Origin of the sequence: Halarchaeum nitratireducens (assembly GCF_014647155.1) — an archaeon.
Lineage (GTDB): Archaea > Halobacteriota > Halobacteria > Halobacteriales > Halobacteriaceae > Halarchaeum > Halarchaeum nitratireducens.
Genome location: NZ_BMOQ01000001.1, coordinates 105,072 through 131,105 on the forward strand (window position 1 = coordinate 105,072; position 26,034 = coordinate 131,105).

Consider the following 26,034-nt stretch of genomic DNA (forward strand, 5'->3'; position numbering starts at 1 on the left):
TCCTCTCTCCCGCTCTGTCTTTCTTCGCGCGATCGACCGCCGCCAGCCACGCGAGCGCGGGCCACAGAGTACATATCCCCCCGTCCGGTAGTCAATCGCGTGACGACGGCCGCCGACCGCATGGAACACGACGCTGTCCGCCAGGCGCGGCGGGCGGACCTCCTCGAGGTCTTCCGGATCGAGAAGGCGTCCTTCGAACAGCCGTGGCCGTTCTCGGCGTTCGAGCGCCATCTCGGGAACCCGGGATTCCTCGTCGTGGACGACGCCGACGGCGTCGCGGGCTACGTCGTCGCGGACACGATCCCGAACCACGGCCGCCCGCTCGGTCACGTGAAGGACATCGCGGTCCACCCCGACGCGCGAGGCGCCGGGCTCGGCCACACGCTCGTCTCCCGCGGACTGGGCGTGCTCCGGGCGCAGGGCGTCCAGAGCGCCAAACTCGAAGTCCGGCGTTCGAACGACGGCGCGATCTCCCTCTATCGGGACTTCGACTTCGAGTATCTCCGCACGCTACCCCGGTACTACTCGGACGGCGAGGACGCGTTCGTGATGGTCGCGCGACTCTGAGGCCGCCACGATTTTTGCCGCCGTGGCCCTTCTCACTCGCATGGGCTACGCCTGTCCGGTCTGTGACGAGCACGTTCCCGACGCCGAGCACCTCGCCGATCACCTCGCGTTCGCCGCGGTGACGGGCGACGACGCTCACGAGTCGTGGCTCGACGAGCACGCGCCCGGGTGGGAATCGGGCGGGACCGAGGACCTCGCGCCGCGCGTCACCGCGCACGCCGAGACGGTCGACTTCGATGTCGACACGCACCCGGTCGAGGGCCACGACCACGACCACGACCACGCCCGCGGGGGCGGGAGCGGCGCTCGCGGCGGCGCCGGTGCGGCCCGCGGCGCGCTCGACGACGAGGCCCAACGGATCCTCGAGGAGGCCGCGGAGATGACCCGGGAGATGACCGGCGACGACCAGCCGGCGTCCGAAGGCGAAACCGAGTAGGGTCGCGCGCTCCTCGCTCGTCCATGGAGGAACGCGGATTTCTGGCCCCGGAGACGGCGGCGGAGGCGAGCGAGCAGTACCGCGAACTCGGAGCGGCCGCCCAGACGGTGAGCCGCGAGACGGCGAAGGCGATGGACTTCGACCGCGAGGAGTACCGCGAGCGGGTCACGAGCGACGTCGTCGAGACGGCCCGCGACGCGCTCTTCGCGTCGCTGCTCGTCGTGTCCGTCGGGACGAAAGCGGAGTTCGAGGCCTTCCGCGAGGAGCGTCCGGACCTCGACGTTCGACTGAACGGGAGCGAGAACGTCGAGCGGGCCGTCTGGCACGTCGTCCCGTTCGCGGACACGGTGGTCGCGGCGACGTATCAGAACGAACCGGACGCGGCCGTCGCCACGCTGCGGCGGATCGTCCACGGCCGCTTCTACAGCGACGTCGTCTAGACCCGTCCGCCCTCGGTGATCGTCGGCACCGCACCCGCGGATTCCGCACGGCTTTGTACCGCCCCGCCCTCGCGGGGACATGGACTGGACGGCCGACCCGTGGCCCGTCGTCGAGCGCGAGCGCGAGTACGAGACCGGCTGGTACACCGGTGGCTACGACCGCGTGAGACAGCCGAACGGCACCGAGAAGGACTACTACTGGGCCGCCCTCCCGGACGCCGTCGTCGTCCTCGCTGTCGACGGCGACGATGTCGTCTTCGTCGAGCAGTATCGCCCGGTCGTCCGCGAGCACTGCCTCGAACTCGTCGCCGGGATCGTCGAGGACGGCGAGGACTACGAGACCGCCGCGCGTCGCGAACTCCGGGAGGAGGCGGGTCTGCTCGCCGGCGACGTCACGCTCCTCGAATCGTTCGCGTGCAGTACCGGCATCCTCCGCCACGATCGGGGGATCGTCGTCGCGACGGACCTCACCGAGACCGACCGCGACCTCGACGACAACGAGTTCCTCACGGTGACGCGCGTTCCCGCGGACGACGCGCTCGCACGTGCTCGTGCTCACCCGGCGAACGACGCCACGATCGAGGGCGTGCTCCTCGCGCGGGCGGACGGCTACTTGGATTGATCGCGGCGCTTATCCGCCCGGACGGCCATCCACGCACGTATGGACGGCGAGATCACGCCCGAGGAAGTCGCCGCGCTCGTGGAGGACGACGCGGACGTCCGGATCGTCGACATCCGCCCGGAGGGTACGTACGCGCAGGGCCACATCCCCGGGAGCGAGAACGTTCCGTTCGCCGCGCTCACCCGCGACGTCGAACGCTTCGCCGGCGCGGAGCACGTCGTCACCGTCTGCCCGCACGGCCAATCGAGCGTCCAGGCCGCGAACCTCATCGCCTCGTACGAGGGCGTCGACGCCGACGCGACCGTCCAGAGCATGGCCGGCGGTCTCGTGGCGTGGGACGGTACCCTCGAAAGCGGCGACGACGCCGAGCGCGACCCGGACGAGGGTCCCGAAGCGCCGTTCTAACGCACCTTCACTGCACCGCTCGTCTCCCACCGAGCGGCGCCGTCGCTATGCGATGCACAGCGTGACAGAACACGGGGAGCGGGGGCGGAGCGCTACGGGCTCCGACGCCCGCTCGCGTCACCGTCACCGAGACGCGACGCGTCTCGTTCGCCACCCGGCCGGTGGGGCCGTTCTGGTGACGCCGAACGCGCGAGATCCGAACGGTTCGCCGGCGCGCGAGGCGCGCGAGCGAAACGGTCGTCGCTCAGGCGACGTTGAAGCCCTTGTTTCGGAGGAAGTCCTCGATACGCCCCGAGTGGTTCCCCTGTAGTTCGATCTCTCCGTCCTCGACCGTGCCACCGCACGCGAACTTGGATTTGAGGTCCGAGGAGAGACTGTCGAGGTCGACGTCCTTCGGGTCGAGTCCCTCGACGACGGTGACTTCCTTCCCGTAGCGGCGCTCGTCGATGCGGATTGTGATCTGCTGGGACTCCTTGGCGACGTCCTCGCAGACGCAGAGTTCATCGGGCAATCCGCACGTCGAGCATACGTCCGACATTACGGGTATCGGTTGGGTGTCGGGCTACAAAATACTGTCGCCAGACGCTCCGAACCGGCTACGGGCGGCCGTTTTCGTCGCGGAGCGCACGGAGCGCCCGGCGGGCCTCGTCGGCCTCGTCGGTCCCGACGTCACCCCGATAGCGCGCGCGCTCGTGAAGGGCCGCGAGACGCCGCGCGGGCGCCGACGCGTCGATCGCGTCCAGGTACTCCCGGACGGTCTCCCCCGAGGCGCGCGGTCGGTATCGCCGGGCGAGCACGTACAGCATCCGCTCGTGTGCGCCCGCGACGACCGCGTCGGGGTCGCCGTCGGGGAGCCAGCGAACCCAGAGCGTCCGATACCCGCGCGCGAGGAGTCCGAGGCGGCGGGCGACGGCGGCGATTCCGAGCGCGACGACGGCCCAGAGCAGGAGCGTCCGGGGACCGGGGAGCGTCGACCCGCCCGCTCCCTCCGCTCCGCCGACCGTCGTCACCGGCGTCGCGTTCGCGGTGACCGAGGACGTCGACGCGGTCGTCGTCGAGGTCGTCGTGGTGGTCGAGGTCGACGTGGTCCGGTCGCCGTCCGGCGTCTCGGCATCCGTCCCGGTCGCGTTTGCGATCGCGGCCTCCTCGGCGTTGATGCGCGCGTCGGCGGGCGTCGGATCGAATCGGACCCAGCCGGTGTCGGGTGCGTAGACCTCGACCCAGGCGTGCGAGTCGACACCGCGGACGGTCCACGTCCCGAGGCCGGTCTGCTCGCCCGGCGTGTAGCCGGTGACGAAGCGGGCCGGGACGCCCTCCGCGCGGAGCATGACGACCATCGCGCTCGCGTAGTGGACGCAGTAGCCGGTCTCGGTGTCGAGGAGGAACGTCCGGACGAGGTGGTCGTTCGCCGCCGGCGCGTCGAGCGAGTAGGCCTTCGTCCGCTCCAGCCAGCGCTCGATCGCTCGGGCCTTCGCGTACGGCGTCGACGCGTTCGCGGTCACGTCGGCGGCGAGCGCGTCCACCTCGCCGCCGGTCGTGTCCGGTACTTGGAGGTACCGTCGCTCGATCTCGTCCGGGTAGTCCGTTCCGGCGGCGTAGAGCGCGCGCTGGCCGCTGCGCAACCGCTCGCTGACGACCCGGTAGCTCTCGTTCGTGGCCAGGACGCCCTCGGGGACCGGGGTTCCGCCGCTCGTCACGCGGTAGTCGACGCCGTCGACGGCGACCGGCTCGGCGATCGCCGGCATCGCGGAGAGCGGTCGCTTCGCGGTGACGCGCTGGGCGACGCGCTCGTCCGCTCCCTCGGGCCCCGCGAGCGTCCCGGACTCGCCGGTCCGGATCCAGCCGCTCCCCGTGTAGCGGTCGTAGGTGCCGACGCGCCAGTAGCCCGGTCGGTCGGCGCGGACGACGAACTGGACGGTCGGCGAGAGGTCGATCGCCCCGCCGAGTCCGATCCGCTCCTCGGCGCTGGTCAGGCTCGTCGTCGGTGCGGTGTCCGCCGCGCCGAACGTCGCCCCGCTCCCGCCCGGCGCGACCGACACGACGACCGGCGCGACGGCCACGAGCGCGAGGGCGACCCCGACCGTTTCGACCTGCTCCCGGGTCGCCCCGTGGGCGTCGAGGGTCCCGAAGCCGACCGTTCCGGCGGCGGCGAGCGCGCCGACGAGCGTCGCGGTACCGGTGCTGTCGCCGGTGAGCACGAAGAAGCCGAGCGCGAGTCCGGCGACGCCGACCGCCGGGGCGTATCGCTCCCGGAAGGCGAAGTACCACGTGAGGAACGCGGGTGCGGGAACCACGGCGAGCGCCCAGACGAGGACGTTCACCATCCGCAACACCGAGTAGCCGGTGAGGAGCGTGACGGCGTCGTCGACGACCTGCGCGACGGTGAGCGAGCGCGTGTAGCTCTCGGGCGCCGTGCTGACGTACGCGAGCAGCCCCGCGCCGAGGAGGGCGACGCCGACGGCGAGCGCGTATCGCGGTCGAACGGCCTGCGCGAGCGCGGCGAGACACAGCGACCCGAAGAGCACGGCCCAGAACAGCCGCAGATCGCCGACGACGTCGACGACGTGGTAGAGGACGGCGAGGGACGACGCGGAGAGGACGGCGACGCAGGCGAGCGCGGCGATCCGGGCCGGCGTGCACCGCCCGAGCACGGGGACGTGTCGCGTCACGCCGCCCCCTCCCCGAGGAGTTCTACCGCGGGCCGCGTCTCGCCGTCGATGTCGATTGTCACCCCATCGCCGTCCGCGCGGACGACGACGCGCGCGCCCTCGCGCTCCACCCCCGTGGGTTCCGATCGGTCGAGCTTGGCGAGGAGTTCGAGGACGCGTCGCCGCGCCGCCGCGTCGCTCGCGGGTTCGAGCGTGCCGTCCGGCGTGCGGAGGCCGACGGCCGCGCCGGCGTCGAGACACGCGACGGCGACGCTCGCCGCGGCGATCGCGGCCCGGTCGGGATCCCCGCCCTCGCGGCGGTCGACGGCGATGACGACGCGCGCGTCCGAGCCGTCGCCCGCGTAGGTCGTGACGAGGTACTCCGCCGGCCGCTTCGCCGACGCCTTCCAGTTCACGTCGCGCAGCGGATCGCCGTGGACGTACTCGCGGACGCCCGCGAACTCGCTGCGCCCGCCGGCGGCTCCGACCGTCCCGGCGAGCGCGCGCGGCGGCGCGGCGAGCGGCACGACCGGCGGGTAGACGACCACCTCGGCGCGCCCCGCCCCCCCGAACGACCGTTGCCACAGCCCGAACGGGTCGTTCACGACGGCCGTCGCGGGCCCGAGGACGTGCCGACCGCGCTCCCGGAGCGTGACGCCGTACGCCTCCTCGCGGCCGTCGGCGACGGTTCTGATCGTCCCGCCGCCGTCGAGTCCCGACCCGGGCGCGTCCCGCACGGTGACGAGCGCGCCGTCGCCCTCGACGACGAGCGAAACGCGCCGCTCGTCGCCGGGGAAGCCGTCAGCCGGGGAGCTACGGGCGACGCGCGGCGCGTCGGCGCGCGCGACGAGGAACGCGGCGAGGCCGAACGCGCAGACGGCGGGGACGACGACGGCGTTCAGCGAGCGCGGCCCGAACGCTCGTGCGCTCACGAACCCCGCCAGCGCGATCGCGGCGACGACGACGCCGCGGCCGGTGGGTCGCATCACGGCGCTTCGGGATCGACGACGTCGAGCGCGCGCGAGACGACGCGCCCGGCGTCCGGGCCGCCGAGCTCGGCGCCGGCGTCGGCGCGCACGCGGTGCGTGAGGACGCTCGGTGCCTCTCGCTTCACGTCGTCGGGGACGACGTAGTCGCGCCCGTCGAGCACGGCGCGCGCCTGCGCACATCGGAGGAGCGCGACGCCGCCTCGCGGGCTGGCGCCGAGCGCGGCCCGCTCTCGGGTCTCCGCGACGAGCCGCGCGACGTACCGGCGCACCGGCTCCGCGGTGTCGACGCGCGCCGTCGTCTCGCGCGCCTGTCGGAGCGCCGCGACGTCGGCGACCGGTTCGACGTCCTCCACCGGGTGGTGGCCGACGACGCGTCCGAGCACCTCGATCTCCTCTTCGACGTCGGGGTAGCCGAGCGTGCACTTCTTCGTGAAGCGATCGACCTCCGCCACCGGGAGGTCGTACACCCGGTCGCGCTCGACGGCGTTCTGCGTGGCGACGACGAAGATCGGATCGGGGAGCGCGTGCGCTTCCCCGTCGACCGTCACCTGTCCCTCCTCCATCGCCTCCAGGAGCGCGCTCTGGGTCTTCGGCGGCGCGCGGTTGATCTCGTCGCCGAGGACGACGTTGCCGAACACCGGGCCCGGCTGGAAGTCGAACTCCCCGTCGGCCTCGTCGAAGACGCTCGCCCCGGTGACGTCGCTCGGGAGCAGATCGGGCGTGAACTGGACGCGGGAAAACGTCCCGTCGATCGAGCCGGCGAGTGCCCGAGCGAGCATCGTCTTCCCGACGCCGGGAACGTCCTCCAAGAGGAGATGGCCGCGCGCGAGGAGCGCGACGAGCGCGTCCTCGACGACGTCCGTCTTCCCGACGACGACCGTCCCGACGTTCCCCGTGACGCGCTCGACGAGCGCGCGCGCCTCCGCGACCGGAAGCGGGTCGACGCTACGGTCCCGGTCCGCCGCCGGCGTCGTCGACCCCTCCGTCACGGTCGGTCACCCCCGCTCGTGCGTCCCGCGCCGCGTACCACCCGTGCCCCGGGTCCGCCTGCGCGCCGCCTCACGCCGTCGCCGTCGCGGCCCCGGGCCGCCGGCGTTTCACCAGTCCGCGCAGTCCGCACAGCACCACCCCCGTTCGGTCCGCCAGCGCGTTTTTGCGTCCGAACCGCACGCCTCGCACGCGTCCCCGCCGGGTGCCACCCGGCAGACGACGCCGACGTCTGTTTCGCTCACACCGCCCCGTAGGGGAAGCGGGCGGATAATCCCTCACCCCGATACGCGCCCGTCGGCCGCCCGCTCGCCCCCGCGTCTCTCTCGGCGGAGAGAACCACCAGGAGCTAAGAGGCCGGCAGACGTCGCTTCGGACATGGCAAGCCCCATCGTCTTCGCCGACATTCTCCTCGGCGCGTTCGGCATCATCCCCGCGCTCCTCGTCGTGTGTAGCGTCGTGCTCTTCGCCGTCATCGGCGTCGTCTCCGTCTACCTCGGCGGCGGCGCGCTCGCTGACCTCGTGGGTGGCGCGGACACCGGCTTCGTCGACGGCCAGCCCCGCTAACGAGACTCGCGTCGGCCCACCGTTGTCGGCCTACTGTTCGTAGTGCCACTCGCGGAGCGCCTGCCGGACGAAGTCGCCCTCGACGCTCCGATAGAGGTTCTCGCTTCCCTCGTGGTCGCCGAACGTCCAGTCGCGGACGACGACCGCGGGCGTCCCGTCGTCGCCCTCGCCGGAGACGAGGTTCGCCGTCGCGGCGAGTTCGTCGACGACCGACTCGACCGTGACCTCGAGCTCGTGACCGTCGCGGTCGGTCTCACCGCGCCAGTCGCGCGACGCCGGCATCCCCGCCCACCCGATCGCCACGCCCGTTTGCCCGTGGCGGAACGGCCGCCCCGAGGTGTCCGTGACGACGACCGACGCGTCCACGGAGAGGCGCTCGCGGATGCGCCGCGCCGACTCGCTCGGTCGCTTCGGAAGGAGGAGGAGTTCGGCCCCGCCCGTGTTCGAGCGGTCGATCCCGGCGTTCACGCCGACGTGCCCGAACCGGGTCTCCGTGAGGAGGAACGGCTCGTCCATCACGAGGTCGGTCGACTCCTCCAGGACGGCCTGAGCGAAGCGCGGGTCGCGCTCCTCGCCGGTCTGCTCCTCGAAGCGCGCCGCGATCTCGCGTGCGCGCGGCCCCGCCGGGTAGTCCGCGAGGGTGGCCGTCCGCCCCTCGACCTTCGAGACGATCGTGCTCGCCACACAGAGCACGTCGTCCCCGCGGAGGTCGCACGCGGCCTCGATCGCGGTCGCGATGTCGTCGCCCGTCTCGAACTCGGGGAGCCCCGGAACTGCGAACGCTTCCATACTCGCACTTCCGCCGGCGCCGCTAAAGGACCGCCGATCCCGCGATCACCGACGTGACGCAGCCCCTGAACCTAACCGCGCGCCGCCCCGAGCGTCGGCATGGAGGAGACACACGTCGTCACCGTCTTCCTACGCAATGGCACCGACGTCCTGCTCTTCCGGCGGAGCGAGGACGTCGGCTCCTACGCGGGCCGGTGGGGCGCCGTCGCCGGACACGCCGAGGGCCACCCGGCCGCGCAGGCGCGCGTCGAGATCCGCGAGGAGACGGGGATCGACCCGGACGCCGACGCGACGCTCGTCCGCGCGGGCGAACCGCTCGCCGTCACCGACGACGAGCGCGGAACCCGGTGGATCGTCCACCCGTTCCTCTTCGACTGCGACACGCGCGACGTGACGCCGAACTACGAGACCGCGGGCTACGAGTGGGTCCCGCCGACGGCCATCCGCGAGCGCGAGACGGTCCCCGACCTCTGGACCTCGTACGACCGCGTCCGGCCGTCGGTCGAGAGCGTGCGCGACGACGGGACGCACGGCTCCGCTTACCTCTCCGTTCGGGCCTGCGAGGTCCTGCGGGACGACGCCGCGAGCGGAGCCGACTACGACGCCCTGCTCGGGACGGCGCGCGAGCTGTTGACCGCACGCGAGGGCATGGCCGCCGTCGTCAACCGCGTGAACCGCGTCGTCGCGGACGCCGCCGATGCCGACGCCGACGCGGTCCTGGCGAGCGCGAGCGCGGTGATCGACGCGGCACTCGCCGCCGACCGCGACGCCGCCGCGACCGCCGCGGCCGAACTCGCCGACGCCTCGCTCCTGACGCTCTCGCGCTCCCGGACGGTCCGCGACGCCATCGTCGGCGCCGATCCGGGACGCGTTGTCGTCGCGGAGTCGCGGACCGGCCGCGAGGGCGTCGTCGCCGCCGAACGCCTCGGCGATGCGGGCCTCGACGTGACGCTCACGACGGACGCCGCGGTCGCGTCGCTCGTCGCGGCCGTCGACGCGGTACTCGTCGGTGCGGACACCGTGTTACGGGACGGGAGCGTCGTGAACAAGGTCGGGACGCGCGCCGCGGCGCTCGCCGCCGCCGCCGTGGACGTCCCGGTCTACGCCGTCTGCGCGACCGACAAGGTCGCCCCCGAGACGGACCCCGACGACCCCGACTTAGAGGCCGCCTCGCCGACGGAGCTCTACGACGGCGACGCACCCCTCGACGTCGTGAACCCCCTGTTCGACGTCACGCCCGCGTCGCTCGTGACGCGCGTCGTCACGGAAGACGGCGTCCTCGATCCCGCGGACGTCGAGGCCGTCGCCGCAGACCTCTCGGCCCTCCGCGCATGGCAGTAGGCGGCGCGGGCTCCGATGGACACGACGGACGCCGTGCCCGGGTGGATCGTCCGTCGGATTTCGCGTTTCCCACCCGGGCCGCGCGGTAGCGCACACCGCCACCTCCGTCCGCCATCGCGGATGAACGCGCTCCCGGTCCGATCGCGGACCCCGCGCCTCGAAAGGCGTTTAGACGCGCGGGCCCACGGTCCGCGTGGGCGACGGTGACGAGGAGTTACCCCCTCCGAGCCCCTTGTGACGAGGCCTTTCTCCCGAGTCGCCCCCTTCCGCAAGATTGAACCCGGATTTCTCGGTAGACACTCCCATGGATGTCTCCCGTCTCGGCGTTCACGACTCCGTCCGGGCGGTCTGTCCGCCCGCGGTACTCGCCGAACGCCTCCGAGTCGCCGACGCGGACGTATCGGTGGTCGACGACGACGTCACGGGCGTCGACGCCGTCGTCACGTTCGGTCACGTGGACGCGTTCGTCGGCCTCGACTGGGTGCACTGTATCCGCGCGGGCTACGACGACTTCCCCCTCGACGCGTACCGCGACGCCGGCACGGTGGTGACGAACTCGACCGGCATCCACGGGACGTCGGTCGGCGAGACGGCGCTCGGACTGATGCTCTCGCTCGCCCGCCGCCTCCACGAGTACCGCGACGCCCAGACGGAGAGATCGTGGACGACGCCGGCGTGGGACACCCCGTTCACGCTCCGGGACGAGCGACTCACCGTCGTCGGCCTCGGAACGCTCGGTGGGGGGATCGCCACGCGCGCGGACGCCATCGGGATGCGCGTCGACGGCGTGCGCCGTACCCCGACGCGAACGCCGCACACGCGCACCGTCTACACGCCCGACCGCCTCCACGAGGCCGTCGCCGACGCCCGATTCGTCGCCGTCGCCGTTCCCCTCACCGACGCGACGCGCGGCCTGATCGACGCCGACGTCCTCGCCGCGATGCGCGACGACGCCTACCTCGTGAACGTCGCTCGCGGCGCGGTCGTCGACGAGGACGCGCTGATCGCGGCGCTGGACGCCGACGCCCTCGCTGGCGCGGCGCTCGACGTCTTCGAGACCGAACCCCTCCCCGAGTCGTCGCCGCTCTGGGACCTCGACGACGTGCTCGTCACGCCTCACGCCGCGCCGCTCGACCGGGCGTACCCCGAAGCCGTCGCCCGGATCGTCCGGACGACCCTCCGCCGCGACGACGGCGCGGACGTCGTCAATCGCGTCGCCTGACGTGTCGCTCCCCTGGCCGATCACCGCCGTGCTCGTCGTCGCGGCGTTCGCGCTCCTCTTCGCCCGCCGGGAACCCGGCGGCGAGGTTCTCCGCGACGTCGATTGGACGCTGCTCGTCCTCTTCGTGGGGATGTTCGTCCTCGTCGCCGGCCTCCGGACGACGCCGATCGTCCCCGCGCTCGAAGCGCACGTCATCGACGGCCTCTCGCTCGGCGCGGCGGCGTTCGCGCTCTCGAACCTCGTGAGCAACGTCCCCGCCGTCCTCGTGCTCTCCGCCGGCGTTTCCACCCACGAGGGGTGGCTCGTCCTCTCCGCCGTGGCGACGCTCGCCGGCAACGCCACGCCCGTCGCGTTCGCCGCGTCGCTCATCGTCCTCGAAGGCGCGGCCCGCCGCGGCGTCGATTTCCCCGTTCGGTGTCTCGTCGCCGTCGGCCTCCCGGTCAGCGTCGTCACCTCCGCGCTCGCCGTCGCGCTCCTCGTCTGGGTCTGACGCCGAAACCACCCGACGGAACGCTTTTGTTGTCTCGACTAGCACGGTTCTTCTGTATGCGAACACGGGGCACGGTAACGGATCTGCGCGAGCGCGTCGGCGACGACCTCCGATCGGTCGTCGTCTACACCGAGTCGGATTACGAGATCCGCTACCTCCGCGACGACGTCGCCGCCGACTACGACGAGGAGGGCATCGAGCGCGGCGTCGAGGAGATGCGGTTCAAGTCGTTCGAGGCCGCCTACGTCGACGACGTCTTCCGCGAACACCACGGCGAACTCCGCTGTAACGTCACGTACTTCGCGGATGCCGTCGAGTTACATTTTCCCGTCTCGGAGACGACCGGCGTCTCGATCGCTGTCGACGCCGACTACTTCGCCCAGCAGGACTCGTTCATCGAGTTCGTCGCCGACCGACTCGACGACGTCGTGTAGCGTCGCGCAGTAGATTCGGCGCGCTCGCCCGCTCCCCGACTCCCGAAACGCGGTGACGCGAAGCCTCGGGGTGGTGTAGCGGTGGCCGTCGCGGAGCGGTGACCGCACCGTCGCTGCGATCCGCGCGCCGAAGGCGCGCGGGACTTTTTCGCCGAGCTTTCCGGACCGAGCGGTCGCCCGTGGCGACCCGAGGTCGAAAAAGGTCGCTTAGAAGAACTTCTTGAGGTCGTCGCGTTTCGCGGCTTCGAGGTGGACGCGGATCGCCTCGTCGAGCGCGTCGATGTCGCCCTTCTTGGCGGTGACGGGCGCGATGGTGTCGCGCCACTGCTCCCACGGCGGCACGAGACCGAAGCGGTCCGCGATGTCGTTCAGACGCTCGTCCCGGTCGTCGACCTTGTCCATCTTGTTCACGGCGAGGACGGGCGGGATGCCGAGCTCTCGGAGGAAGCCGTAGAGCTCGACGGCGTGCGGGATCTCCTCCTCGGTGGTGTGACGATCGATGATGTCGACGGCGGCCTTCCCGTCGAGGACGATCACGCCGGCGAGGATCGCGTCGGCGTGCTCCTCCACGTAGCGGACGATGTCGGTCTTGATCGACTCCTGTCTGTCCTCCTCGACGCCGGACATGAATCCGAAGCCGGGGAGGTCGGTGACGACGAACGATTCGGGGGCCCAGTCGTAGTGGTTCGGCTGGCGCGTGACGCCGGGCTTCCCGCCGGTGGTGAAGTCGTGGCCGGTGATCTCGCGCATCAGCGTGGACTTCCCGACGTTCGACCGGCCGAGGAGGACGATCTCCGCGTCTCGTTCCGGTCGGCTCTCGAACATGGGTGACGTAGCCGCGCGGCGCGGTTGTGTCTTTCGTCGCGTGGGACAAACCGCCGTTTCACCCTCCGACGTGTTGACGTTCGCTGCGCTCCTTCGGGAGGGTATGCGTCGCAACGCAACGTTCGTACTGCTCGCATTGCTCACCGTCGTCGGCGTCGGTATCGCCGGCGTCGCCGCAGCCGGGACGGGCGGTGGGACCGCCCCCGCCCCCGCTCAGACGGCGTCGCCGGCCGATCAGACGTCGAACGCGACGACGATCGACGTCTCCGCTTCCGGATCGGCGTCCGCCGACCCCGATCAGGCGGTCGTCTCCGTCGCGGTCACCGCGCACGCTGACTCGGCCGACGACGCGCGCGTCGCCGTCGCGCGCAACACGTCCTCCCTCCGCGAGGCGCTCGCCGACGCGGGCGTGGCGAGCGACGACATCGAGACGACCGCCTACCGCGTCCGGGAGCGCACGGTGAACAACGAGGACGGCACGACGACGACGGACGGCTACGAGGCCGTTCACGCCTTCGCGGTCACCGTGCAGGACCCCGATCGGGCGGGTGACGTGCTCGACGCCGCGGTGGCGGGCGGTGCGAACCGCGTCGACGGCGTTCGCTTCACGCTCTCCTCGGAGACGCGCGCGGACCTCCGGAGTGAGGCCATCCACGCCGCGATGGACGACGCGCGCTCGCAGGCCGACGCGGCCGCCGACGCCGCCGGTCTGTCCGTGACGGGTCTGAAGACCGTCTCCGTCGGTGGCGGCTACGGCCCCGTCGCGTACGAGACCGCGACGAGCGGCGGCGCGAGCGCCGATCGCACGGTCATCGACGACGCGCCGGTCTCGGTCTCCGTCTCGGTACAGACGACCTACACCGCGGCGTAACGGTTCCCACACGCTTTTCTTCGGCCCGGGTGCACGTCAGAGCGTGCGTCTGGTCCAAGTCGTCGTCCCCGCCGGTAAGCGAGAGACCATTCTCGCGGAGCTAGAGGAGCGCGGGATCGACTACGTCGTCACGGACGAGACCGGGAGCCAGGGGTACACCGGCGTCGTCTACTTTCCCCTCCCGACGCAGGCCGTCGAGGACGTCCTCGACGCGCTCCGGGAGGCCGGCCTCGAACGCGACGCGTACACCGTCGTCGTGGACGCCGAGACCGTCGTCTCGACGAAGTTCGAGGAGCTGCAGGAGCGCTACGAGGCGGACGAGTCCGAGGATCGCATCGCCCGCGAGGAGATCACGGCGAAGGCGACCGACCTCGCACCGAAACTCGGTCCGTTCCTCGTGATGACGGTCGTCTCGGCCGTCGTCGCGGCCGCGGGCCTCCTCCTCGACTCCCCGGCGGTCGTCGTCGGCTCGATGGTCATCGCGCCGCTGATCGGGCCGGCGATGGCGACGAGCGTCGGCACGGTGATCGACGACCGCGAGATGTTCCTCCGCGGCGTCAAACTCCAGGCGATCGGGTTCGGCGCCGCCGTCGCCGCCGCCGCCGGGTTCGCGTTCCTCGCGCGGACCGTCCACCTCGTTCCGCCGCTCTCCCCCGCGGAACTGCTCTCGATCGGACAGATCCGCGAGCGGCTCACCCCCGACTTCCTCTCGCTCGCCGTCGCGCTCGCCGCCGGGGTCGCCGGCGCGTTCAGCCTCTCGTCGGGCGTCTCGACGGCGCTCGTCGGCGTCATGATCGCCGCCGCCCTCGTCCCGCCGACCGCCGTCATCGGCATCGGCCTCGCGTGGAGGCTGCCGACGACCGTCGTCGGCTCGACGGTCCTCGTGCTCGTCAACTTCCTCTCGATCAACCTCGCGGCGCTCGCCGTCCTCTGGTACCAGGGCTACCGGCCCGAACACTGGTTCCGCCTCAGCGAGGCGCGCAGCGCCACGCTCAAGCGCATCGCCGTGCTCGCCGTCGCGATCGCCGTCCTCTCGGTGTTCCTCGGTGGCGTCACCTACTCCTCCTACCAGCACGGACAGTTCGAGGAGACGACGCGGATGGAGGTACAGGACACCTTTGAGAGCGGCGAGTACGCCGCCCTCTCGCTCGTCGACGTCGAGGTGACGTACGCCCGGACGCCGTCGCCGATCTCCCCACCGGATCGGGTGGTGCTCACCGTCGGCCGGCCGGACGGGACGTCGTATCCCGACCTCGCCGAGACGCTCAAGCGGGAGATCAACGCGGCGACGGGGTACGACGTCGCCGTGCAGGTCCGCTTCGTGGAGATACAGACCGCCGGGGGCGACGTCACGCCCGCGACGGACGCGACCGCGGCTCTCGTCCGACCGACGCGGGGGCCGACCGCCGCCGGCTAAGCGCCGCTTTCAGTCCCGCGTCGGGAGTTCGAGTTCGTAGCCCGTCGCGTCGATCGCCGCGGTGAGGACGTCCTCGACGCCCTCGTCGGTCTCGACGCTCATGTAGGCGTCCGCCTCGACGTCCGTCGAGAGGTCGCTCTTGTTGCAGACCGTGACGAAGCCGATCTCTCCCTCCGTCCCCTCGACGAACGTCTCGTACACGTCCGCGCGCAGGGCGAGCTGGTCGTCGAGCGGGTAGCCACAGGTCCCGGAGGCGTCCACGACGAAGAGCACGGCGTCCGCGAGGTGCGTCAGCGCCGAGACGGCCTGCGCTTCGATGTCGTTGCGCTCGTCGGCGGGCCGGTCGAGGAGCCCCGGCGTGTCGACGAGCTGATAGCGGATGCGCTCGCGCTCCACGTGGCCGACGCGCACTCCCTTCGTCGTAAAGGGGTATTGGGCGGTCTCGTTGCGCGCGCTCGTCACCTCGTTCACGAACGAGGACTTCCCGACGTTCGGGTAGCCGGCGACGACGATCGCGGGCTCGTCCGGCCGGATGTCCGGGAAGGTCTTGAGGTCGTCCCGGGCCTCGTTGAGGAACTGGAGGTCGTCCTCGATCTCGCGGAGGACGGACCCCATCCGCGCGAACGCCTGCTTGCGGAGCTTCTTCGCCGCGTCCGCGTCCTCGCGCGGGAGTCGACCGATGTACTCCCGACCGAGCGACTTCGTCTTCCGCGACGCCCACGTCACCTCGGAGAGGTGCGTGCGCGCCGCGTCCACGCCGACGACGGCGTCCGCGAGCTCGCGGTAGAACGGGTCCACCTCGTCGAAGTCCGGCCACGCCGTCACGACGTTCTGGAGGTTGTCGCTCAAAACGTTCGACGCCGTCTGCAACATCGACTCCTGCGCCTCGACGCCCGACTTCGCCCGGCCCGCCCGCGCCGCTCGCGAGAACGCCTTGTCGAGCAGCTCCTCCGACGTGGGCGTCGTCGGAAGGTCCTCGAAGATCATAGTCGCCATAGTTCGGCGAGCCGTAAAAACGCACGTATCGCCGCCTCAGGGCGTCACCGAGACGCACGGCGCGCCGCCGTCGCCCGACGGTCGCCTATCCCTGTCGCTCGCGGAGGACGTCGAGCAGCTCCTCGACGTCCACGTCGTGCATCGAGAGCGCGACGAGCAGGTGGTAGACGAGGTCCGCGCCCTCTTCGGCCATCTCCGTACCGTCGTCGTCCTTCGCCGCGAGGACGAACTCCGTTGACTCCTCGCCGACCTTCTCCAACACCCGGTTCTCGCCCTTCTCGTGGGTGAACAGCGACGCCGTGTAGGAGTCCTCGGGGAGCGTCTCCTTGCGTGCCTCGATGACGTCGAAGAGGTCTTCGAGCACCTCCCCCTCTCCGTCACGTTCGCCCCCGTCGCCGTCATCGCGCTCGTCGCTCATTCCGCCGCCACCTCCCGGATGTCCCGGAGGTCGTCGAACGCCGCCCGCTCGCGGCACCCGGCCTCGAACACGCCGGCGTCGACGCCGATCGGGGCATCGGTCCGCGCCGCGAGCGCGAGCGCGTCGCTCGGACGCGCGTCCACCGTCGTCTCCCCTCGCGGCGTCCGCAGATTGACGTCCGCGTAGTACGTCCCGTGCGACTCCGCGCGGATCTCGACGTCGAGCAGCCGACCGCCGAGCTCCTCGATCACGTCGAGGAGCAGGTCGTGCGTGAGCGGTCGGCCGACGTCCGCGGCATCGAGGCCGTGTGCGATGCTCATCGCTTCCTCCACCGCGATGAAGATCGGGAGGATGTCCGCCTCCTCCGCCACGCCTATGAGCACGACGGGCGCCGGACCGTCCGACGTCCCCGCGACCTTCACGCCCGCGATGGTCGCCTCCAGGCGATCGTCTCCCGCCCCCGACCCCGGATCGGCGTCGGCGCTCACAGCGTCGCCTCCGCGTTCTCGAAGAAGGCCAGGTCGTGGATGCGCGCGTCCGCGGTCAGCTCCGGGTGGAACGACGTCCCGACGACCGGGCCGTCGCGGACCGCCACCGGCTGCCCGTCCCACGACGCCAGCACGTCCACGTCGTCACCGACGTCGTCGATGAGCGGCGCACGGATGAACACCGCGGGGAACGGGTCGTCCAGGCCCGCGACGTCGAGCGGCGCCTCGAAGCTGTCCACCTGCCGACCGAACGCATTCCGGTCGACCGTCGCGTCAACGAGCCCGAGCGTCTCCACGCGCTCATCGCGCGCGTCGCGCGAGGCGACGATCAGGCCCGCGCAGGTCGCCAGCACGGGCTTCGCCGCCTCGACGTGTGCGACGATCTCCTCGCCGATGCCCTCGCGTTCGAGGAGGCGCGAGATGGCCGTCGATTCGCCGCCCGGGAGGAGTAACAAATCGCAATCGGGCACGACGCCCGCGCTCCGCACCTCGTGGACGACGGCGTCCTCGCCGTGGTTCGCCACCGCTCGGCGGACGGCGTCGCCGTGTTCGGAGACGTCGCCCTGGACGGCGACGACACCGACTTCGAGTGTCATACCGCTACTTGGACCGCGGAGTGAAAAAGGCTCCCGGCTCAGACCGTGAGCGCGTTCAGCATGACGACGAGGACGCCGAAGAGGGCGCCGAACGCCATCACGCTCTTCGGGTTGATTCGAATCGCGTTCCGCCCCTCAGAGTCGAAGTACCGGACGAGCCCGGCGCTCGACATCAGGCCGCCGGAGTTCTGGCCACTGCTCATACACCCCACTCCGGCGTCCACCACCCTAACCCTTGCGGACGCGTTTCCCCCTACCGGCGCGCGCGTCGCTACGCACGGCCGCTACCCGCCGTCCACGGCGACGGCTCCGGATAACGGCAATCGCCGTTCCGTGAGTAATCCTTATCGGCGTGGCCCGGCCTAGTTCGACACAGAACGATGACTGTCACCCTGAAGGACTTCTACGCCGACTGGTGTGGTCCGTGCAAGACCCAGGACCCGATCCTCGAAGAACTCGAAGAGGAGTGGGGCGACCGCGTCACCTTCGAGAAGGTCGACGTCGACGAGAATCAGGACGTCGCCAACGAGTATCAGGTGCGTTCGATCCCCACTATCGTCGTCGAGAACGACGACGGCGTCGTCGAGCGTTTCGTCGGCGTCACGCAGTCCGAGAAGCTCGAAGACGCCTTCGAGGAAGCCGGCGCGTAGACGCGACCCCGACGATCTCACGGATCCCGATCCCGACCGTCCCGTTTCTCTCGACGCCGCGCCGCACAGCGGCGGCTACAGGTAGCGGACGCCGACGTCGTGCATCCCGTCGTTGTTCATGGCGATGTTGATGACGAGCGGGGTGACGGATTCGACCTCGGCGGCGTTGGCGGCGGGTCCGGCGTCGAGGACGCGGAGTCCTTCGATCTCCGCCCCGAGGTCGGCGACGAGGTCGCGGGCGTCCTCGTCGTCGCCGACGACGAGCGTGTCGAGGTCGAACTCGACGTCGAGGTTGGCGAGACGGTCGGCGGCGAGGTTGTGGAACGCGCCGACGACGCGGACGTCCTCGGGAGCGCGGCGCTGGACGAGCTCGGTGATACTGCCGACGCCCGGCGGGTTGTAGTGCATGCCGTCGTCGTCGCGGCTCATCCCGACCGCGGGGCTGACGAGGATCGTGTCCTCGTCGACGACGTCCGCGACGCCCTCGACGACGTCGCCGATGTGGTAGGCGGGGACGGCGAGGACGACGATGTCGGCGCGGTCGGCCGCCATCTCGTTGTCGAAGCCCTTGACGGCGCGGTCGAGCCCGCGGCTGTCGAGTTCGGTCTCGTACTCCTCGGCTTTCGCGCGCGCCTTCTCGGGGTCGCGCGAGCCGATGAGGACCTCGTGGTCGGTGTCGTAGGCCCAGCGGAGCGCGAGGCCTTCGCCGATGTCGCCGGTGCCGCCGAGTAGGGCGATGCGCATACCGACGGTGTGTGGGCCGGGCGAATAAGGGTTCTGCGTTGCGTGAGCGTTGCCTCAGTCGGTGACGCGGTCGTAGCCGCCGGCGACGAGCAGGCCGCCCGCGACGAGGCCGCAGAAGACCGCCACGCAGTCGAGCAGCAGGTGTGCGGGGTCCCCGGCCGTCGGCACGAGGAACGCGACGAGGCGACCGAGGGCGAACGTGGTGACGAACGCCCCGCCGAGGCCCGCGAGACAGCGTCGCCGGACGTCGCCGCGGTCGGCCGCCTCCTCGCGGAGCAGGTGGACGGCCGGGACGGTGAATAGGGTCGCACCGAGACCGTAGAGGACGAACAACGGCGGCGCGGGGAGGAGCGCGGCGGCGAGGAGGAACGAGACGACGAGGCCGCCGGTGACGGTGCCGCGCGGGCGCGCCATCCTATCCCTCCAGGAGGTCGGGGAGGTCGTTCACGGAGTCGACGACGATCGAGGCGCCCGCCTCCTCGTACTTCCGACGTCCCTCCTCGCCGGTGAGGCCGCCGGTGAGGACGCCGACGCCGTAGTACGTGCGCTCCGGGTCCGCCTCGGCCGCGTTCGTCGCGGTCTCGACGTCGTCGAGGGTGTCACCGGCGAACGCGACCGATTCCGCGCCGCAGCGTTCGGCTAGGGCGACGAGCGCGCGCGGGTGCGGTTTCCCCTCCTCCCAGTCGTCCATCGTGAAGCGCCGCTCCGCGGGCACGTCGAGGCCGACGCGCGCTAACGCGATTTCGGCCTCCGCCTCCGGCCGGCCGGTCAGCACGCAGACGCAGTACTCCCCGGTGAGACGGTCGATCGTCTCCGGCGTGACGATAACGGGCTCGTCCGCGATGAACCCCGACGCGTCGACGGGCGGCGTCCCGCCCTCGATCTCGGCGTAGCGCTCGCTCCCGAGGTAGAGCGCTTGGAAGACCGCCCGGAGTTCCGCCGGGTCCCACGCGTCGTAGACGCGCTCGCGCGCGTCACCGTCGAGCGCGCTCTCGACGACGGCTTCCGCGGCGTCGAGGCCGCCGCCGCGTTTCGCGATCTCGTCCGTGTACGCCCCGACGTCCATCGCCAACCCCTCGCGCGAGGCGAGCACGTAGAGCGCGGCGGCGTCGCTGAGCGTCCAGTCGTTGTTGAAGCCGCCGGCGTCCTTGAAGGCCTGTACGTCGGCCTTCGCGATCGTATCGCCGTGGACGCGCTCGACGGACTCCACGATGGCGCGCCGGTAGGAGTCCGCGACGTCCACGAGCACCCCGTCGACGTCGAGCACGACGGTGTCGACCTGCATGGCTCGTTCTCCGTCGCGGCCCGGCAAAGGGGTTTCTACCTCGGCCGCGCCACGTACAGCGTCTCCGGGCCGATCGTCCGCCGCTCGACGGGGACGGCGGGCTGATCGCCGCCGAGTGTCGTGAACCCACAGCGCGCTCCGGCCGTCCGCGCGACTTCCGCGAGCGGCCGGTGGAGCTCCGGTGGACAGTTCAGTGCGTAGACGCCATCGGCGTCGGCGTAGACGCCCCGGTCCGGCGCCGTGACGTCGTCGCGGACGAAGCGCACGCCCCCGGGCGTCTCGCGCTCGTGCACGTCCGTGGCGCGGACGCGACAGCCCCGCTCGGCGAGCGCCGCCGCGACGGCCGTGCTGTGTCCGACCCCGACCTCGACGAACCGAGCGCGGTCGCGTCCGACGAGATCGACGAGTCCGTCCGCGAGCGCGTCCGCGTGTGTCGATTCCACGGCGGGATGTTTATGCGTCGAGGCGGCATAGCCCTTCGTATGCGCGTCGATATCGTCCCCATCGGCGACGTCCCCGCGACGGTGAAACGCGAGGCGTCGTCGGGTCTCCGCCGTGTCTACGACTGCGAGGTCTCCGTCGCGGCGGCGCAGGACGTCCCGGAGGACGCCTACGATTCGGGACGTCGACAGTACCGGGCGGAGCCCTTCATCGAGGTCGCACGCCGCGCCGGCGGCGGCGGGAAGAACGTCGCCGTCACGCCCGTCGACCTCTTCTACCGACAGCGGAACTACGTCTTCGGCCTCGCCTACCTCGACGGCCGGGGCTGCGTCGTCTCCACACACCGCCTTCAGACCTCCTCAGACGGCGGCTTCAGCCAGCGCTCCGCGAGCGACATCTTCGCCGACCGGGTCCGCAAGGAGGTCGTCCACGAAATCGGTCACACGCTCGGCCTCGAACACTGCGACAACAACCGCTGCGCGATGAGCTTCTCCCCGCAGGTCACCCAAGTCGACCGGAAAGAAGAGACGCTCTGCGGGAGCTGTCAGCGACTCGTCCTCTGATCGGCTCCCCTCTCCCGACCCCTCCGTTCATCCCCGAAGACGCCTCTACCCGGCAGCGTGCCCTGATCGATCCGCACCGGCGCGCCCCGCGACACCCGGCGACGCGCGCGCCGTCGTCCCCTCGTCGCCGTGTCCGCTCACCCCACCGGGAAGCGCAATAGCGCCCCGACGCCGTTGACTCTCTCGACGAGCCGGTCGCGCCCCGAAACGCGGGATCACGGCGACGTCGCCGCCTTCGTCCTCGACGCGCTCCGCGTCCGCCTCGCGTTCGCTCACCGCCACCGTCTCCGCGACCAGCAAGGCGCTCGACGAACGCCTCCGAGGCCCCCGGGCTTGGGCGTGGACGGCGGTCACGTCTCCGTGCATCTCCTTCGCGCTCGGGTCGCCCGTCGGCGATGGCCCCTCGCAGAAACTCCCGCCGAGACGGCGCCCCGCTGCGCTCGGCGTCGGTCGAGGTCGCTTACTGCGTATAGTAGTACTCGCCGTCGCGCTTCTGCTGTTTGTCCTTTTGACTGTCGGGTTTGTTGATGCGCGGGCGTCCCACGTTCTCGTCCCGACGGAACGTGATGTCGAGGTTGGCGAGGAACTCGTTCATGCCGTCGTGCATTCCGAGCGGCGTGCTCGCATGGCCGTGCGCGGCGGGTTCGCCGTCGAAGACGAGCAGGCGATCGGAGAGCAGGTCGATCGTGTAGATGTCGTGGTCGATGACCATGACGCTCGTCTCGTGGTTCTCCGCGTAGCGCCGGATGGCGCGCGCCGCGAGGACGCGCTGTTCGACGTCGAGGTGCGCGCTCGGCTCGTCGAGGAGGTAGAGGTCCGCGTCGCGCGAGAGCGTCGCGGCGATGGCGACGCGCTGGCGCTCCCCACCGGAGAGGTCCGTGAGGTTCTGCTCCATGATGCGGCCGAGCTGGAGCGGGTCCGCGATCTCCGTCTCCCAGTACGAGGAGCCGAAGTCGTCCGTGATCGAGGAGAGGAAGGCGTCGACGCGCATGTGCTGGTCGACCTCGACGTACTGGGGCTTGTACGCGATGTCCAGATCCAGATCGAGGTCGCCACCGTCGGGTGTGAGACGTCCCGCGAGGAGTTTCGCGAACGTCGATTTCCCGATGCCGTTCGGCCCGACGATCCCCAACACCTCGTTGCGATTGATCTCGCCCGCTTCGACGTCGAGACTGAACGCCCCGTCCCCGTACGTCTTCGACATCGCGGGGTACTCGACGAGCGTCTCCGAACGCGACGCGACGCGCGGGGCGTGCTCCTCGAACTCGATCGTCTCCGGACGGATCCGCATGTTCTCGTTGTCGAGATATCCGCGCAGGTACTCGTTGATGCCGTTGCGGGTCGACTTCGGGGACGTGATGACCCCGTACGCGGAGGGCTCACCGTACGCGACGTGGACGCTGTCCGCCAGCAGGTCGAGGACCGCGAGGTCGTGCTCGACGACGAGCATCGCGCGGTCGTCGTCCGCGAGCTCGCGCACGAGGCGCGCGGCGGTGACGCGCTGGTCGATGTCGAGGTAGGGCGTGAGCTCGTCGAGGAAGTAGAAGTCGGCGTCCCGCGCGAGCGTCGCGGCGAGCGCGACGCGCTGGAGCTCTCCGCCGGAGAGCGTGTCGATCTCGCTGTCCAGGACGGGCTCGATCGAGAGCCGCTCGGCGAGCTCGTCGACGACGCCGCGCTCGTCCGCCGACTCCAGGAGCTCGCGCGTGTTCCCGTCGAAGGAGTTCGGGATCTGGTCGACGTACTGGGGTTTGCGCGCGACGTCGATCTCGCCGTCGCGGACGCCCCGCAGGAAGGGCTGGAGTTCGGTGCCGCTGAACTCGTCGATGACCGCGTCCCACCCCGGCGGCTCGTCGAAGTGTCCGAGGTTCGGTGTGATCTCGCCCGCGAGCGCCTTGATCGCCGTCGACTTCCCGATGCCGTTCGGCCCGAGGATCCCGGTCACCTTCCCCCTCTCCGGGATCGGCAGACCGTAGAGCGCGAAGGAGTTCTCCCCGTAGCGGTGCGTCGGCTCGTCGCCGAGCTCCTGGGGGAGGTTGATGATCTCGATGGCGTCGAAGGGGCACTTCTCGACGCAGATCCCGCAGGTCTCGCCCAGACAGATCTCCTCGGAGATCTGGATCTGGTCGGATCCGCCCACGTCGGCCTCCGGGCCGCGCTGCGTGATGCACTCCTTTCCCGTCCGGTTCGGCGGACAGAAGTTCGCGCACTCGTAGTTACAGCGGTCGGGCTGACACCGATCGAGGTCGACGACCGCGATGCTGTCCTCGGCCATCGTTACGCGGAGAGGAGGACGCCCCAGGTGACGAACCAGAGGGCGAAGGTCATGAACGCGGTGTAGAGGTGATCCTTCGCGGAGAAGCCCTCGACGTCCACGCCGAGGACGCGGACGATCCCGAGGTTGAGCGCCGCCGCCGCGACCAGGAGGGCGACCCCGAGCCGATCGGTCGCCCCGGACGCGACGACGTGCGCCCCGAGGCCGGCCGCCACGCCGGTGAGACACGCCACCGTCGTCACGGTGACGCCGCGCCGGTGTGCGGCCTGCTTGTCGAGTGTCTCGGTCATACACGCCCTCCGCGGGCGAGGTGCAAAAGGCGTTCGCTTGCCGAAGCCGCGTCCTGTGGCCGTCTGGCGCGTTCACGTCTCCGCGGCACGTCGCGCCGCGCTACTCGCGCCCCACCATGTTCGGCGCTTCCCGTTCACTTCTCCGCGGAACCAGAGTTCCGCGCTACTCACGTGTCGCTCCGCTCCCCGTTCGCGTCGTCGCGGTTTCGAGCGTCAGCGAGGAACCGCGCTACTCGCGTGTCGCTATCGTTCCCGCTTGCTGTTCGCGGAACCTCCGGTTCCGCGCTACTCCCGCACGACCGTGACCAGCAGCTCCCGGTCGATGGCGCGCTCTAGCTCCTCCGCGATGGCCGATCCGCGCGAGATCTGGATCTCGCCGCCGCGCCCGACCGTCGCCGTGCAGAGGTATTCGCCGTCCGCGCGGACCTCGACGGTCTCGCCCGGGCTCGCTTCCGTGACCGGGATAATGATGTGCTGGCCGGTGATCTCGGGCGTGACGACCTCGCCGCCGACCTCGGCCGCGCTCGCACCGCCGCCGTCGCCCCCGCCGTCACCCGGCGCGCCCGCGTGGTCGGGCTTGTCCTCGAACGTCCGCACGTCGATGGTGACGCCGAGGCGGTTCTCGATGTCCTGGATGCGCCCGCCGCCCTTTCCGATGACGTGGCTGATGTCGTCCTCGGTGACGTAGACGACGGCCTCGTTGCCGCTGCGGAGTTCGACCTCCACGGGCCCGCGCGTCGCCGAGCGGACCTCGCGCTCGATCTCGTTTTTCGCCAGTTTGTCCACGCCGGTCTCGCTCCCCCCGCCCTCGCCGTCGAGCGGCACGGTGACGACCTGGCGGTTGAAGGTGTAGATCTCGTAGGCCGGCGTCCCGGTCTCGAAGTCCGAGACCTGGATGACGGGCCGCGCGAGGTCCTCCTCCATGAGCCCCTCGGGAACCTTGACCTTCGTGGTGACGTCGTAGACGGTGTCGACGTCCCCGTCCTCGATGTAGACGACCGTGTCGACGATCTGCGGGATCATCCCGAGCTCGACGCGGCCGACGAGACGCTGGAGGGCGTCGATGGGACGGGTCGCGTGGACGACGCCGACCATCCCGACGCCCGCGAGGCGCATGTCGCTGAAGACCTCGAAGTCGTCCGTCTTGCGGACCTCGTCGTAGATCGTGTAGTCCGGCCGGACCATCAGGAGCGAGTCCGCGGTCTTCTCCATCGACCCGCCGAGCTCGGTGTACTGCGTGATCTCCTCTTCGACTTGGAGGTCGCGCGGTTTCTCCATCGTCTTCACGACGTAGCCGTTGTCGTCGAGGAACTCGGCGACGGCCTGCGCGAACGTGGATTTCCCCGCGCCCGGCGCGCCGGCGATCAGGACGCCCCGATCGCGCTCCAGGAGGCGCTCCTTGAGGTCTTCCTCGTGCTCGTAGTCCGCCATCGTCGTCTTGACGATGGGACGCACCGCGGTGATCTCGAAGCCGTCCGCGAACGGCGGCGTGGCGATCGCGATCCGCATGTCGCGGACCTGCGCGATCGTCATGCCCTCCTCGGAGAGTTCGATGAAGGCGTCGTCGCTCCGTTTCGCGGTGTCGCGGATCTCGCTCGCGTACTCCTTCAGCGTCTCCGTATCGAGCGGCGTCTCGCCGATCTCCTGGTAGGTGATGTTCCCGACGTCGCCGCGTTTGGCCATCGGAACGACGCCCTCCTTCAGGTGGACGGACATCGTCCCCTCGTCGAAGTAGTTCTCGATGGCGAGCGCTTCGACCTCGCGGGCCTCTGGCTCCAAGTATTCGACCCCGACGCCTTTCGCCTTCGCCACTTCGGCCTGCACGATGTCGCTCGTCACGAACGTCGCGTCGTGCGCGACGGCGAGGTCGCGGATCTTCGCGTCGATGGCACCGGCGGCGGCGCGCTGGATCTCCGCCTCGCTCGCGCGCTCGCCGACGTACTCGACGTCGATCTCGCCGGCGTCGGCGAGCTCGGCCAGTCGCTGGAGCTCCGAGAGGCCGTCCCACCCGATCTCGCGCCCGCTGTTCGCTTGGGCCTCGATCTCGCCGATGACGGCCTCGGGCACGTAGACGGTGGCCCCGGCGTACTCGCCGCTCTCCACGCGTCGGGAGATGCGGCCGTCGATGACCACGCTCGTGTCCGGGACGATCTTCATATGCCCGCGCCTACTCGCCGGTGTCGGATAAGGGTGTCCAAGAACCCCCAGACGGGCGTGCGAACGCCGCTCTCGCGCACCGCG

Annotated in this window: 33 protein-coding genes; 14 read left to right on the top strand and 19 right to left on the bottom strand. The window is 70.8% G+C overall.

All coding sequences use genetic code 11. The annotated features are described in order from the left end of the window. Positions 1-120 precede the first annotated feature (120 nt). From rimI to IEX91_RS00565, 5 genes are all read left to right on the top strand, one after another. Positions 121-567 carry a ribosomal protein S18-alanine N-acetyltransferase gene (gene rimI / locus IEX91_RS00545; RefSeq protein ID WP_188876361.1) on the top strand — a complete coding sequence of 149 codons (447 nt, stop codon included), beginning with the start codon at positions 121-123 and terminating at the stop codon, positions 565-567. Between the two features lie 40 nt (positions 568-607). Continuing rightward, positions 608-1,003 (top strand): DUF5810 domain-containing protein, encoded by a 396-nt coding sequence (locus IEX91_RS00550; protein ID WP_188876363.1) that lies wholly within the window; start codon positions 608-610, stop codon positions 1,001-1,003. 23 nt (positions 1,004-1,026) lie between these two features. Continuing rightward, entirely contained in the window at positions 1,027-1,443 is a 417-nt protein-coding gene (locus IEX91_RS00555; RefSeq protein ID WP_188876365.1) for a DUF5809 family protein, read from the top strand. Between the two features lie 79 nt (positions 1,444-1,522). Next, the gene (locus tag IEX91_RS00560) at positions 1,523-2,065 is read left to right on the top strand and encodes an NUDIX hydrolase (RefSeq protein WP_188876367.1); all 543 of its coding nucleotides are present in this window, start codon (positions 1,523-1,525) and stop codon (positions 2,063-2,065) included. A gap of 39 nt (positions 2,066-2,104) precedes the next feature. Next, positions 2,105-2,470, top strand: coding sequence for a rhodanese-like domain-containing protein (locus IEX91_RS00565; protein WP_188876370.1), 366 nt, complete (start codon positions 2,105-2,107; stop codon positions 2,468-2,470). Positions 2,471-2,714: 244 nt separating this feature from the next. On the opposite strand, the gene yciH is transcribed toward IEX91_RS00565, so the two are convergent. The 5 genes from yciH to IEX91_RS16445 all read right to left on the bottom strand — a co-directional run bounded on the left by yciH (position 2,715) and on the right by IEX91_RS16445 (position 7,339). Beyond that, the gene (gene yciH, locus IEX91_RS00570) at positions 2,715-3,008 is read right to left on the bottom strand and encodes a stress response translation initiation inhibitor YciH (RefSeq protein WP_188872511.1); all 294 of its coding nucleotides are present in this window, start codon (positions 3,006-3,008) and stop codon (positions 2,715-2,717) included. A gap of 58 nt (positions 3,009-3,066) precedes the next feature. Continuing rightward, positions 3,067-5,139 carry a DUF4129 domain-containing transglutaminase family protein gene (locus IEX91_RS00575; protein WP_188876372.1) on the bottom strand — a complete coding sequence of 691 codons (2,073 nt, stop codon included), beginning with the start codon at positions 5,137-5,139 and terminating at the stop codon, positions 3,067-3,069. Further along, positions 5,136-6,104, bottom strand: coding sequence for a DUF58 domain-containing protein (locus tag IEX91_RS00580; RefSeq protein ID WP_188876374.1), 969 nt, complete (start codon positions 6,102-6,104; stop codon positions 5,136-5,138). The genes IEX91_RS00575 and IEX91_RS00580 overlap by 4 nt, the downstream gene beginning before the upstream one ends. Continuing rightward, a complete protein-coding gene (locus tag IEX91_RS00585; RefSeq protein ID WP_188876376.1) occupies positions 6,104-7,096 on the bottom strand; it encodes an AAA family ATPase in 993 nt (330 codons plus the stop codon). The genes IEX91_RS00580 and IEX91_RS00585 overlap by 1 nt, the downstream gene beginning before the upstream one ends. Before the next feature lie 108 nt (positions 7,097-7,204). Beyond that, positions 7,205-7,339: a hypothetical protein gene (locus tag IEX91_RS16445; protein ID WP_268238646.1), complete on the bottom strand. Its 135-nt coding sequence runs from the start codon at positions 7,337-7,339 to the stop codon at positions 7,205-7,207. 133 nt (positions 7,340-7,472) lie between these two features. Here IEX91_RS16445 and IEX91_RS00590 point away from each other — a divergent pair, with 133 nt between their 5' ends. Next, a complete protein-coding gene (locus tag IEX91_RS00590) occupies positions 7,473-7,661 on the top strand; it encodes a hypothetical protein (protein ID WP_188876378.1) in 189 nt (62 codons plus the stop codon). Positions 7,662-7,691: 30 nt separating this feature from the next. Here IEX91_RS00590 and IEX91_RS00595 read toward each other — a convergent pair whose 3' ends face one another. Continuing rightward, positions 7,692-8,450, bottom strand: a complete 759-nt coding sequence (locus tag IEX91_RS00595; protein WP_188876380.1) for a coenzyme F420-0:L-glutamate ligase — start codon at positions 8,448-8,450, stop codon at positions 7,692-7,694. A 99-nt stretch (positions 8,451-8,549) separates the two neighbouring features. Between IEX91_RS00595 and IEX91_RS00600 the strand changes: the two genes are divergently transcribed. The 4 genes from IEX91_RS00600 to IEX91_RS00615 all read left to right on the top strand — a co-directional run bounded on the left by IEX91_RS00600 (position 8,550) and on the right by IEX91_RS00615 (position 11,937). Beyond that, positions 8,550-9,791 carry an NUDIX domain-containing protein gene (locus IEX91_RS00600; protein WP_188876382.1) on the top strand — a complete coding sequence of 414 codons (1,242 nt, stop codon included), beginning with the start codon at positions 8,550-8,552 and terminating at the stop codon, positions 9,789-9,791. Between the two features lie 304 nt (positions 9,792-10,095). Next, positions 10,096-11,013 carry a D-2-hydroxyacid dehydrogenase gene (ddh, locus tag IEX91_RS00605; RefSeq protein ID WP_188876384.1) on the top strand — a complete coding sequence of 306 codons (918 nt, stop codon included), beginning with the start codon at positions 10,096-10,098 and terminating at the stop codon, positions 11,011-11,013. Position 11,014: 1 nt separating this feature from the next. Then, complete coding sequence (locus IEX91_RS00610; RefSeq protein WP_188876386.1) at positions 11,015-11,503, top strand: SLC13 family permease; 489 nt, start codon at positions 11,015-11,017, stop codon at positions 11,501-11,503. A 56-nt stretch (positions 11,504-11,559) separates the two neighbouring features. Continuing rightward, positions 11,560-11,937, top strand: coding sequence for a DUF7522 family protein (locus IEX91_RS00615; RefSeq protein ID WP_188876388.1), 378 nt, complete (start codon positions 11,560-11,562; stop codon positions 11,935-11,937). A gap of 207 nt (positions 11,938-12,144) precedes the next feature. Here IEX91_RS00615 and engB read toward each other — a convergent pair whose 3' ends face one another. Continuing rightward, the gene (engB, locus tag IEX91_RS00620; RefSeq protein WP_188876390.1) at positions 12,145-12,762 is read right to left on the bottom strand and encodes a GTP-binding protein EngB; all 618 of its coding nucleotides are present in this window, start codon (positions 12,760-12,762) and stop codon (positions 12,145-12,147) included. A 103-nt stretch (positions 12,763-12,865) separates the two neighbouring features. Here engB and IEX91_RS00625 point away from each other — a divergent pair, with 103 nt between their 5' ends. Beyond that, positions 12,866-13,633 carry an SIMPL domain-containing protein gene (locus tag IEX91_RS00625; RefSeq protein WP_188876392.1) on the top strand — a complete coding sequence of 256 codons (768 nt, stop codon included), beginning with the start codon at positions 12,866-12,868 and terminating at the stop codon, positions 13,631-13,633. 43 nt (positions 13,634-13,676) lie between these two features. After that, the gene (locus tag IEX91_RS00630; RefSeq protein ID WP_188876394.1) at positions 13,677-15,050 is read left to right on the top strand and encodes a TIGR00341 family protein; all 1,374 of its coding nucleotides are present in this window, start codon (positions 13,677-13,679) and stop codon (positions 15,048-15,050) included. Between the two features lie 9 nt (positions 15,051-15,059). Here IEX91_RS00630 and IEX91_RS00635 read toward each other — a convergent pair whose 3' ends face one another. From IEX91_RS00635 to IEX91_RS00655, 5 genes are all read right to left on the bottom strand, one after another. After that, positions 15,060-16,037: an NOG1 family protein gene (locus IEX91_RS00635; protein WP_188876396.1), complete on the bottom strand. Its 978-nt coding sequence runs from the start codon at positions 16,035-16,037 to the stop codon at positions 15,060-15,062. A gap of 94 nt (positions 16,038-16,131) precedes the next feature. Then, complete coding sequence (gene hisE, locus IEX91_RS00640; RefSeq protein ID WP_188876398.1) at positions 16,132-16,464, bottom strand: phosphoribosyl-ATP diphosphatase; 333 nt, start codon at positions 16,462-16,464, stop codon at positions 16,132-16,134. Beyond that, positions 16,461-16,907: a bifunctional nuclease family protein gene (locus IEX91_RS00645; protein WP_188876905.1), complete on the bottom strand. Its 447-nt coding sequence runs from the start codon at positions 16,905-16,907 to the stop codon at positions 16,461-16,463. The genes hisE and IEX91_RS00645 overlap by 4 nt, the downstream gene beginning before the upstream one ends. Positions 16,908-16,948: 41 nt before the next feature. Then, a complete protein-coding gene (gene pdxT, locus IEX91_RS00650; RefSeq protein ID WP_188876400.1) occupies positions 16,949-17,548 on the bottom strand; it encodes a pyridoxal 5'-phosphate synthase glutaminase subunit PdxT in 600 nt (199 codons plus the stop codon). A gap of 38 nt (positions 17,549-17,586) precedes the next feature. Next, a complete protein-coding gene (locus IEX91_RS00655) occupies positions 17,587-17,751 on the bottom strand; it encodes a preprotein translocase subunit Sec61beta (RefSeq protein WP_188876402.1) in 165 nt (54 codons plus the stop codon). Between the two features lie 177 nt (positions 17,752-17,928). Between IEX91_RS00655 and trxA the strand changes: the two genes are divergently transcribed. Continuing rightward, complete coding sequence (gene trxA / locus IEX91_RS00660; protein ID WP_188872494.1) at positions 17,929-18,198, top strand: thioredoxin; 270 nt, start codon at positions 17,929-17,931, stop codon at positions 18,196-18,198. Positions 18,199-18,273: 75 nt separating this feature from the next. Here the strand turns inward: trxA and npdG are convergent, their stop codons facing one another. From npdG to IEX91_RS00680, 4 genes are read right to left on the bottom strand one after another with little or no spacing between them, the layout of a single operon-like run. Further along, on the bottom strand, positions 18,274-18,942 hold the full coding sequence (gene npdG, locus IEX91_RS00665; protein ID WP_188876404.1) for an NADPH-dependent F420 reductase: 669 nt from the start codon (positions 18,940-18,942) through the stop codon (positions 18,274-18,276). Between the two features lie 54 nt (positions 18,943-18,996). Beyond that, complete coding sequence (locus IEX91_RS00670) at positions 18,997-19,356, bottom strand: hypothetical protein (RefSeq protein ID WP_188876406.1); 360 nt, start codon at positions 19,354-19,356, stop codon at positions 18,997-18,999. A 1-nt stretch (position 19,357) separates the two neighbouring features. Beyond that, the gene (locus IEX91_RS00675) at positions 19,358-20,227 is read right to left on the bottom strand and encodes a TIGR01548 family HAD-type hydrolase (RefSeq protein WP_188876408.1); all 870 of its coding nucleotides are present in this window, start codon (positions 20,225-20,227) and stop codon (positions 19,358-19,360) included. A gap of 35 nt (positions 20,228-20,262) precedes the next feature. Beyond that, positions 20,263-20,670 (bottom strand): UPF0146 family protein, encoded by a 408-nt coding sequence (locus IEX91_RS00680; RefSeq protein WP_188876410.1) that lies wholly within the window; start codon positions 20,668-20,670, stop codon positions 20,263-20,265. 39 nt (positions 20,671-20,709) lie between these two features. Between IEX91_RS00680 and IEX91_RS00685 the strand changes: the two genes are divergently transcribed. Next, positions 20,710-21,231, top strand: coding sequence for an archaemetzincin family Zn-dependent metalloprotease (locus tag IEX91_RS00685; protein WP_188876412.1), 522 nt, complete (start codon positions 20,710-20,712; stop codon positions 21,229-21,231). 460 nt (positions 21,232-21,691) lie between these two features. Here the strand turns inward: IEX91_RS00685 and IEX91_RS00690 are convergent, their stop codons facing one another. The 3 genes from IEX91_RS00690 to IEX91_RS00700 form a co-directional block, all read right to left on the bottom strand. Next, positions 21,692-23,503: a ribosome biogenesis/translation initiation ATPase RLI gene (locus IEX91_RS00690; RefSeq protein ID WP_188876414.1), complete on the bottom strand. Its 1,812-nt coding sequence runs from the start codon at positions 23,501-23,503 to the stop codon at positions 21,692-21,694. A gap of 2 nt (positions 23,504-23,505) precedes the next feature. Continuing rightward, positions 23,506-23,793: an EMC6-like membrane protein gene (locus tag IEX91_RS00695; RefSeq protein WP_188876416.1), complete on the bottom strand. Its 288-nt coding sequence runs from the start codon at positions 23,791-23,793 to the stop codon at positions 23,506-23,508. A gap of 285 nt (positions 23,794-24,078) precedes the next feature. Continuing rightward, on the bottom strand, positions 24,079-25,950 hold the full coding sequence (locus IEX91_RS00700; RefSeq protein WP_188876418.1) for a PINc/VapC family ATPase: 1,872 nt from the start codon (positions 25,948-25,950) through the stop codon (positions 24,079-24,081). Positions 25,951-26,034: the final 84 nt, after the last annotated feature.

What these genes read in the sequence shown, in the direction of transcription:
- IEX91_RS00550 (WP_188876363.1), top strand. Translation starts at nt 608, where the DNA reads ATGGGCTACGCCTGTCCGGTCTGTGACGAGCACGTTCCCGACGCCGAG.
- IEX91_RS00580 (WP_188876374.1), bottom strand. Translation starts at nt 6,104, where the DNA reads ATGCGACCCACCGGCCGCGGCGTCGTCGTCGCCGCGATCGCGCTGGCG.
- hisE (WP_188876398.1), bottom strand. Translation starts at nt 16,464, where the DNA reads ATGAGCGACGAGCGCGATGACGGCGACGGGGGCGAACGTGACGGAGAG.
- yciH (WP_188872511.1), bottom strand. Translation starts at nt 3,008, where the DNA reads ATGTCGGACGTATGCTCGACGTGCGGATTGCCCGATGAACTCTGCGTC.
- IEX91_RS00560 (WP_188876367.1), top strand. Translation starts at nt 1,523, where the DNA reads ATGGACTGGACGGCCGACCCGTGGCCCGTCGTCGAGCGCGAGCGCGAG.
- IEX91_RS00695 (WP_188876416.1), bottom strand. Translation starts at nt 23,793, where the DNA reads ATGACCGAGACACTCGACAAGCAGGCCGCACACCGGCGCGGCGTCACC.
- IEX91_RS00690 (WP_188876414.1), bottom strand. Translation starts at nt 23,503, where the DNA reads ATGGCCGAGGACAGCATCGCGGTCGTCGACCTCGATCGGTGTCAGCCC.
- IEX91_RS00615 (WP_188876388.1), top strand. Translation starts at nt 11,560, where the DNA reads ATGCGAACACGGGGCACGGTAACGGATCTGCGCGAGCGCGTCGGCGAC.
- IEX91_RS00655 (WP_188876402.1), bottom strand. Translation starts at nt 17,751, where the DNA reads ATGAGCAGTGGCCAGAACTCCGGCGGCCTGATGTCGAGCGCCGGGCTC.
- IEX91_RS00635 (WP_188876396.1), bottom strand. Translation starts at nt 16,037, where the DNA reads ATGATCTTCGAGGACCTTCCGACGACGCCCACGTCGGAGGAGCTGCTC.
- ddh (WP_188876384.1), top strand. Translation starts at nt 10,096, where the DNA reads ATGGATGTCTCCCGTCTCGGCGTTCACGACTCCGTCCGGGCGGTCTGT.
- trxA (WP_188872494.1), top strand. Translation starts at nt 17,929, where the DNA reads ATGACTGTCACCCTGAAGGACTTCTACGCCGACTGGTGTGGTCCGTGC.
- IEX91_RS00700 (WP_188876418.1), bottom strand. Translation starts at nt 25,950, where the DNA reads ATGAAGATCGTCCCGGACACGAGCGTGGTCATCGACGGCCGCATCTCC.
- IEX91_RS00565 (WP_188876370.1), top strand. Translation starts at nt 2,105, where the DNA reads ATGGACGGCGAGATCACGCCCGAGGAAGTCGCCGCGCTCGTGGAGGAC.
- IEX91_RS00685 (WP_188876412.1), top strand. Translation starts at nt 20,710, where the DNA reads ATGCGCGTCGATATCGTCCCCATCGGCGACGTCCCCGCGACGGTGAAA.
- pdxT (WP_188876400.1), bottom strand. Translation starts at nt 17,548, where the DNA reads ATGACACTCGAAGTCGGTGTCGTCGCCGTCCAGGGCGACGTCTCCGAA.
- IEX91_RS00675 (WP_188876408.1), bottom strand. Translation starts at nt 20,227, where the DNA reads ATGCAGGTCGACACCGTCGTGCTCGACGTCGACGGGGTGCTCGTGGAC.
- engB (WP_188876390.1), bottom strand. Translation starts at nt 12,762, where the DNA reads ATGTTCGAGAGCCGACCGGAACGAGACGCGGAGATCGTCCTCCTCGGC.
- npdG (WP_188876404.1), bottom strand. Translation starts at nt 18,942, where the DNA reads ATGCGCATCGCCCTACTCGGCGGCACCGGCGACATCGGCGAAGGCCTC.
- rimI (WP_188876361.1), top strand. Translation starts at nt 121, where the DNA reads ATGGAACACGACGCTGTCCGCCAGGCGCGGCGGGCGGACCTCCTCGAG.
- IEX91_RS00595 (WP_188876380.1), bottom strand. Translation starts at nt 8,450, where the DNA reads ATGGAAGCGTTCGCAGTTCCGGGGCTCCCCGAGTTCGAGACGGGCGAC.
- IEX91_RS00590 (WP_188876378.1), top strand. Translation starts at nt 7,473, where the DNA reads ATGGCAAGCCCCATCGTCTTCGCCGACATTCTCCTCGGCGCGTTCGGC.
- IEX91_RS00555 (WP_188876365.1), top strand. Translation starts at nt 1,027, where the DNA reads ATGGAGGAACGCGGATTTCTGGCCCCGGAGACGGCGGCGGAGGCGAGC.
- IEX91_RS00600 (WP_188876382.1), top strand. Translation starts at nt 8,550, where the DNA reads ATGGAGGAGACACACGTCGTCACCGTCTTCCTACGCAATGGCACCGAC.
- IEX91_RS00625 (WP_188876392.1), top strand. Translation starts at nt 12,866, where the DNA reads ATGCGTCGCAACGCAACGTTCGTACTGCTCGCATTGCTCACCGTCGTC.
- IEX91_RS00670 (WP_188876406.1), bottom strand. Translation starts at nt 19,356, where the DNA reads ATGGCGCGCCCGCGCGGCACCGTCACCGGCGGCCTCGTCGTCTCGTTC.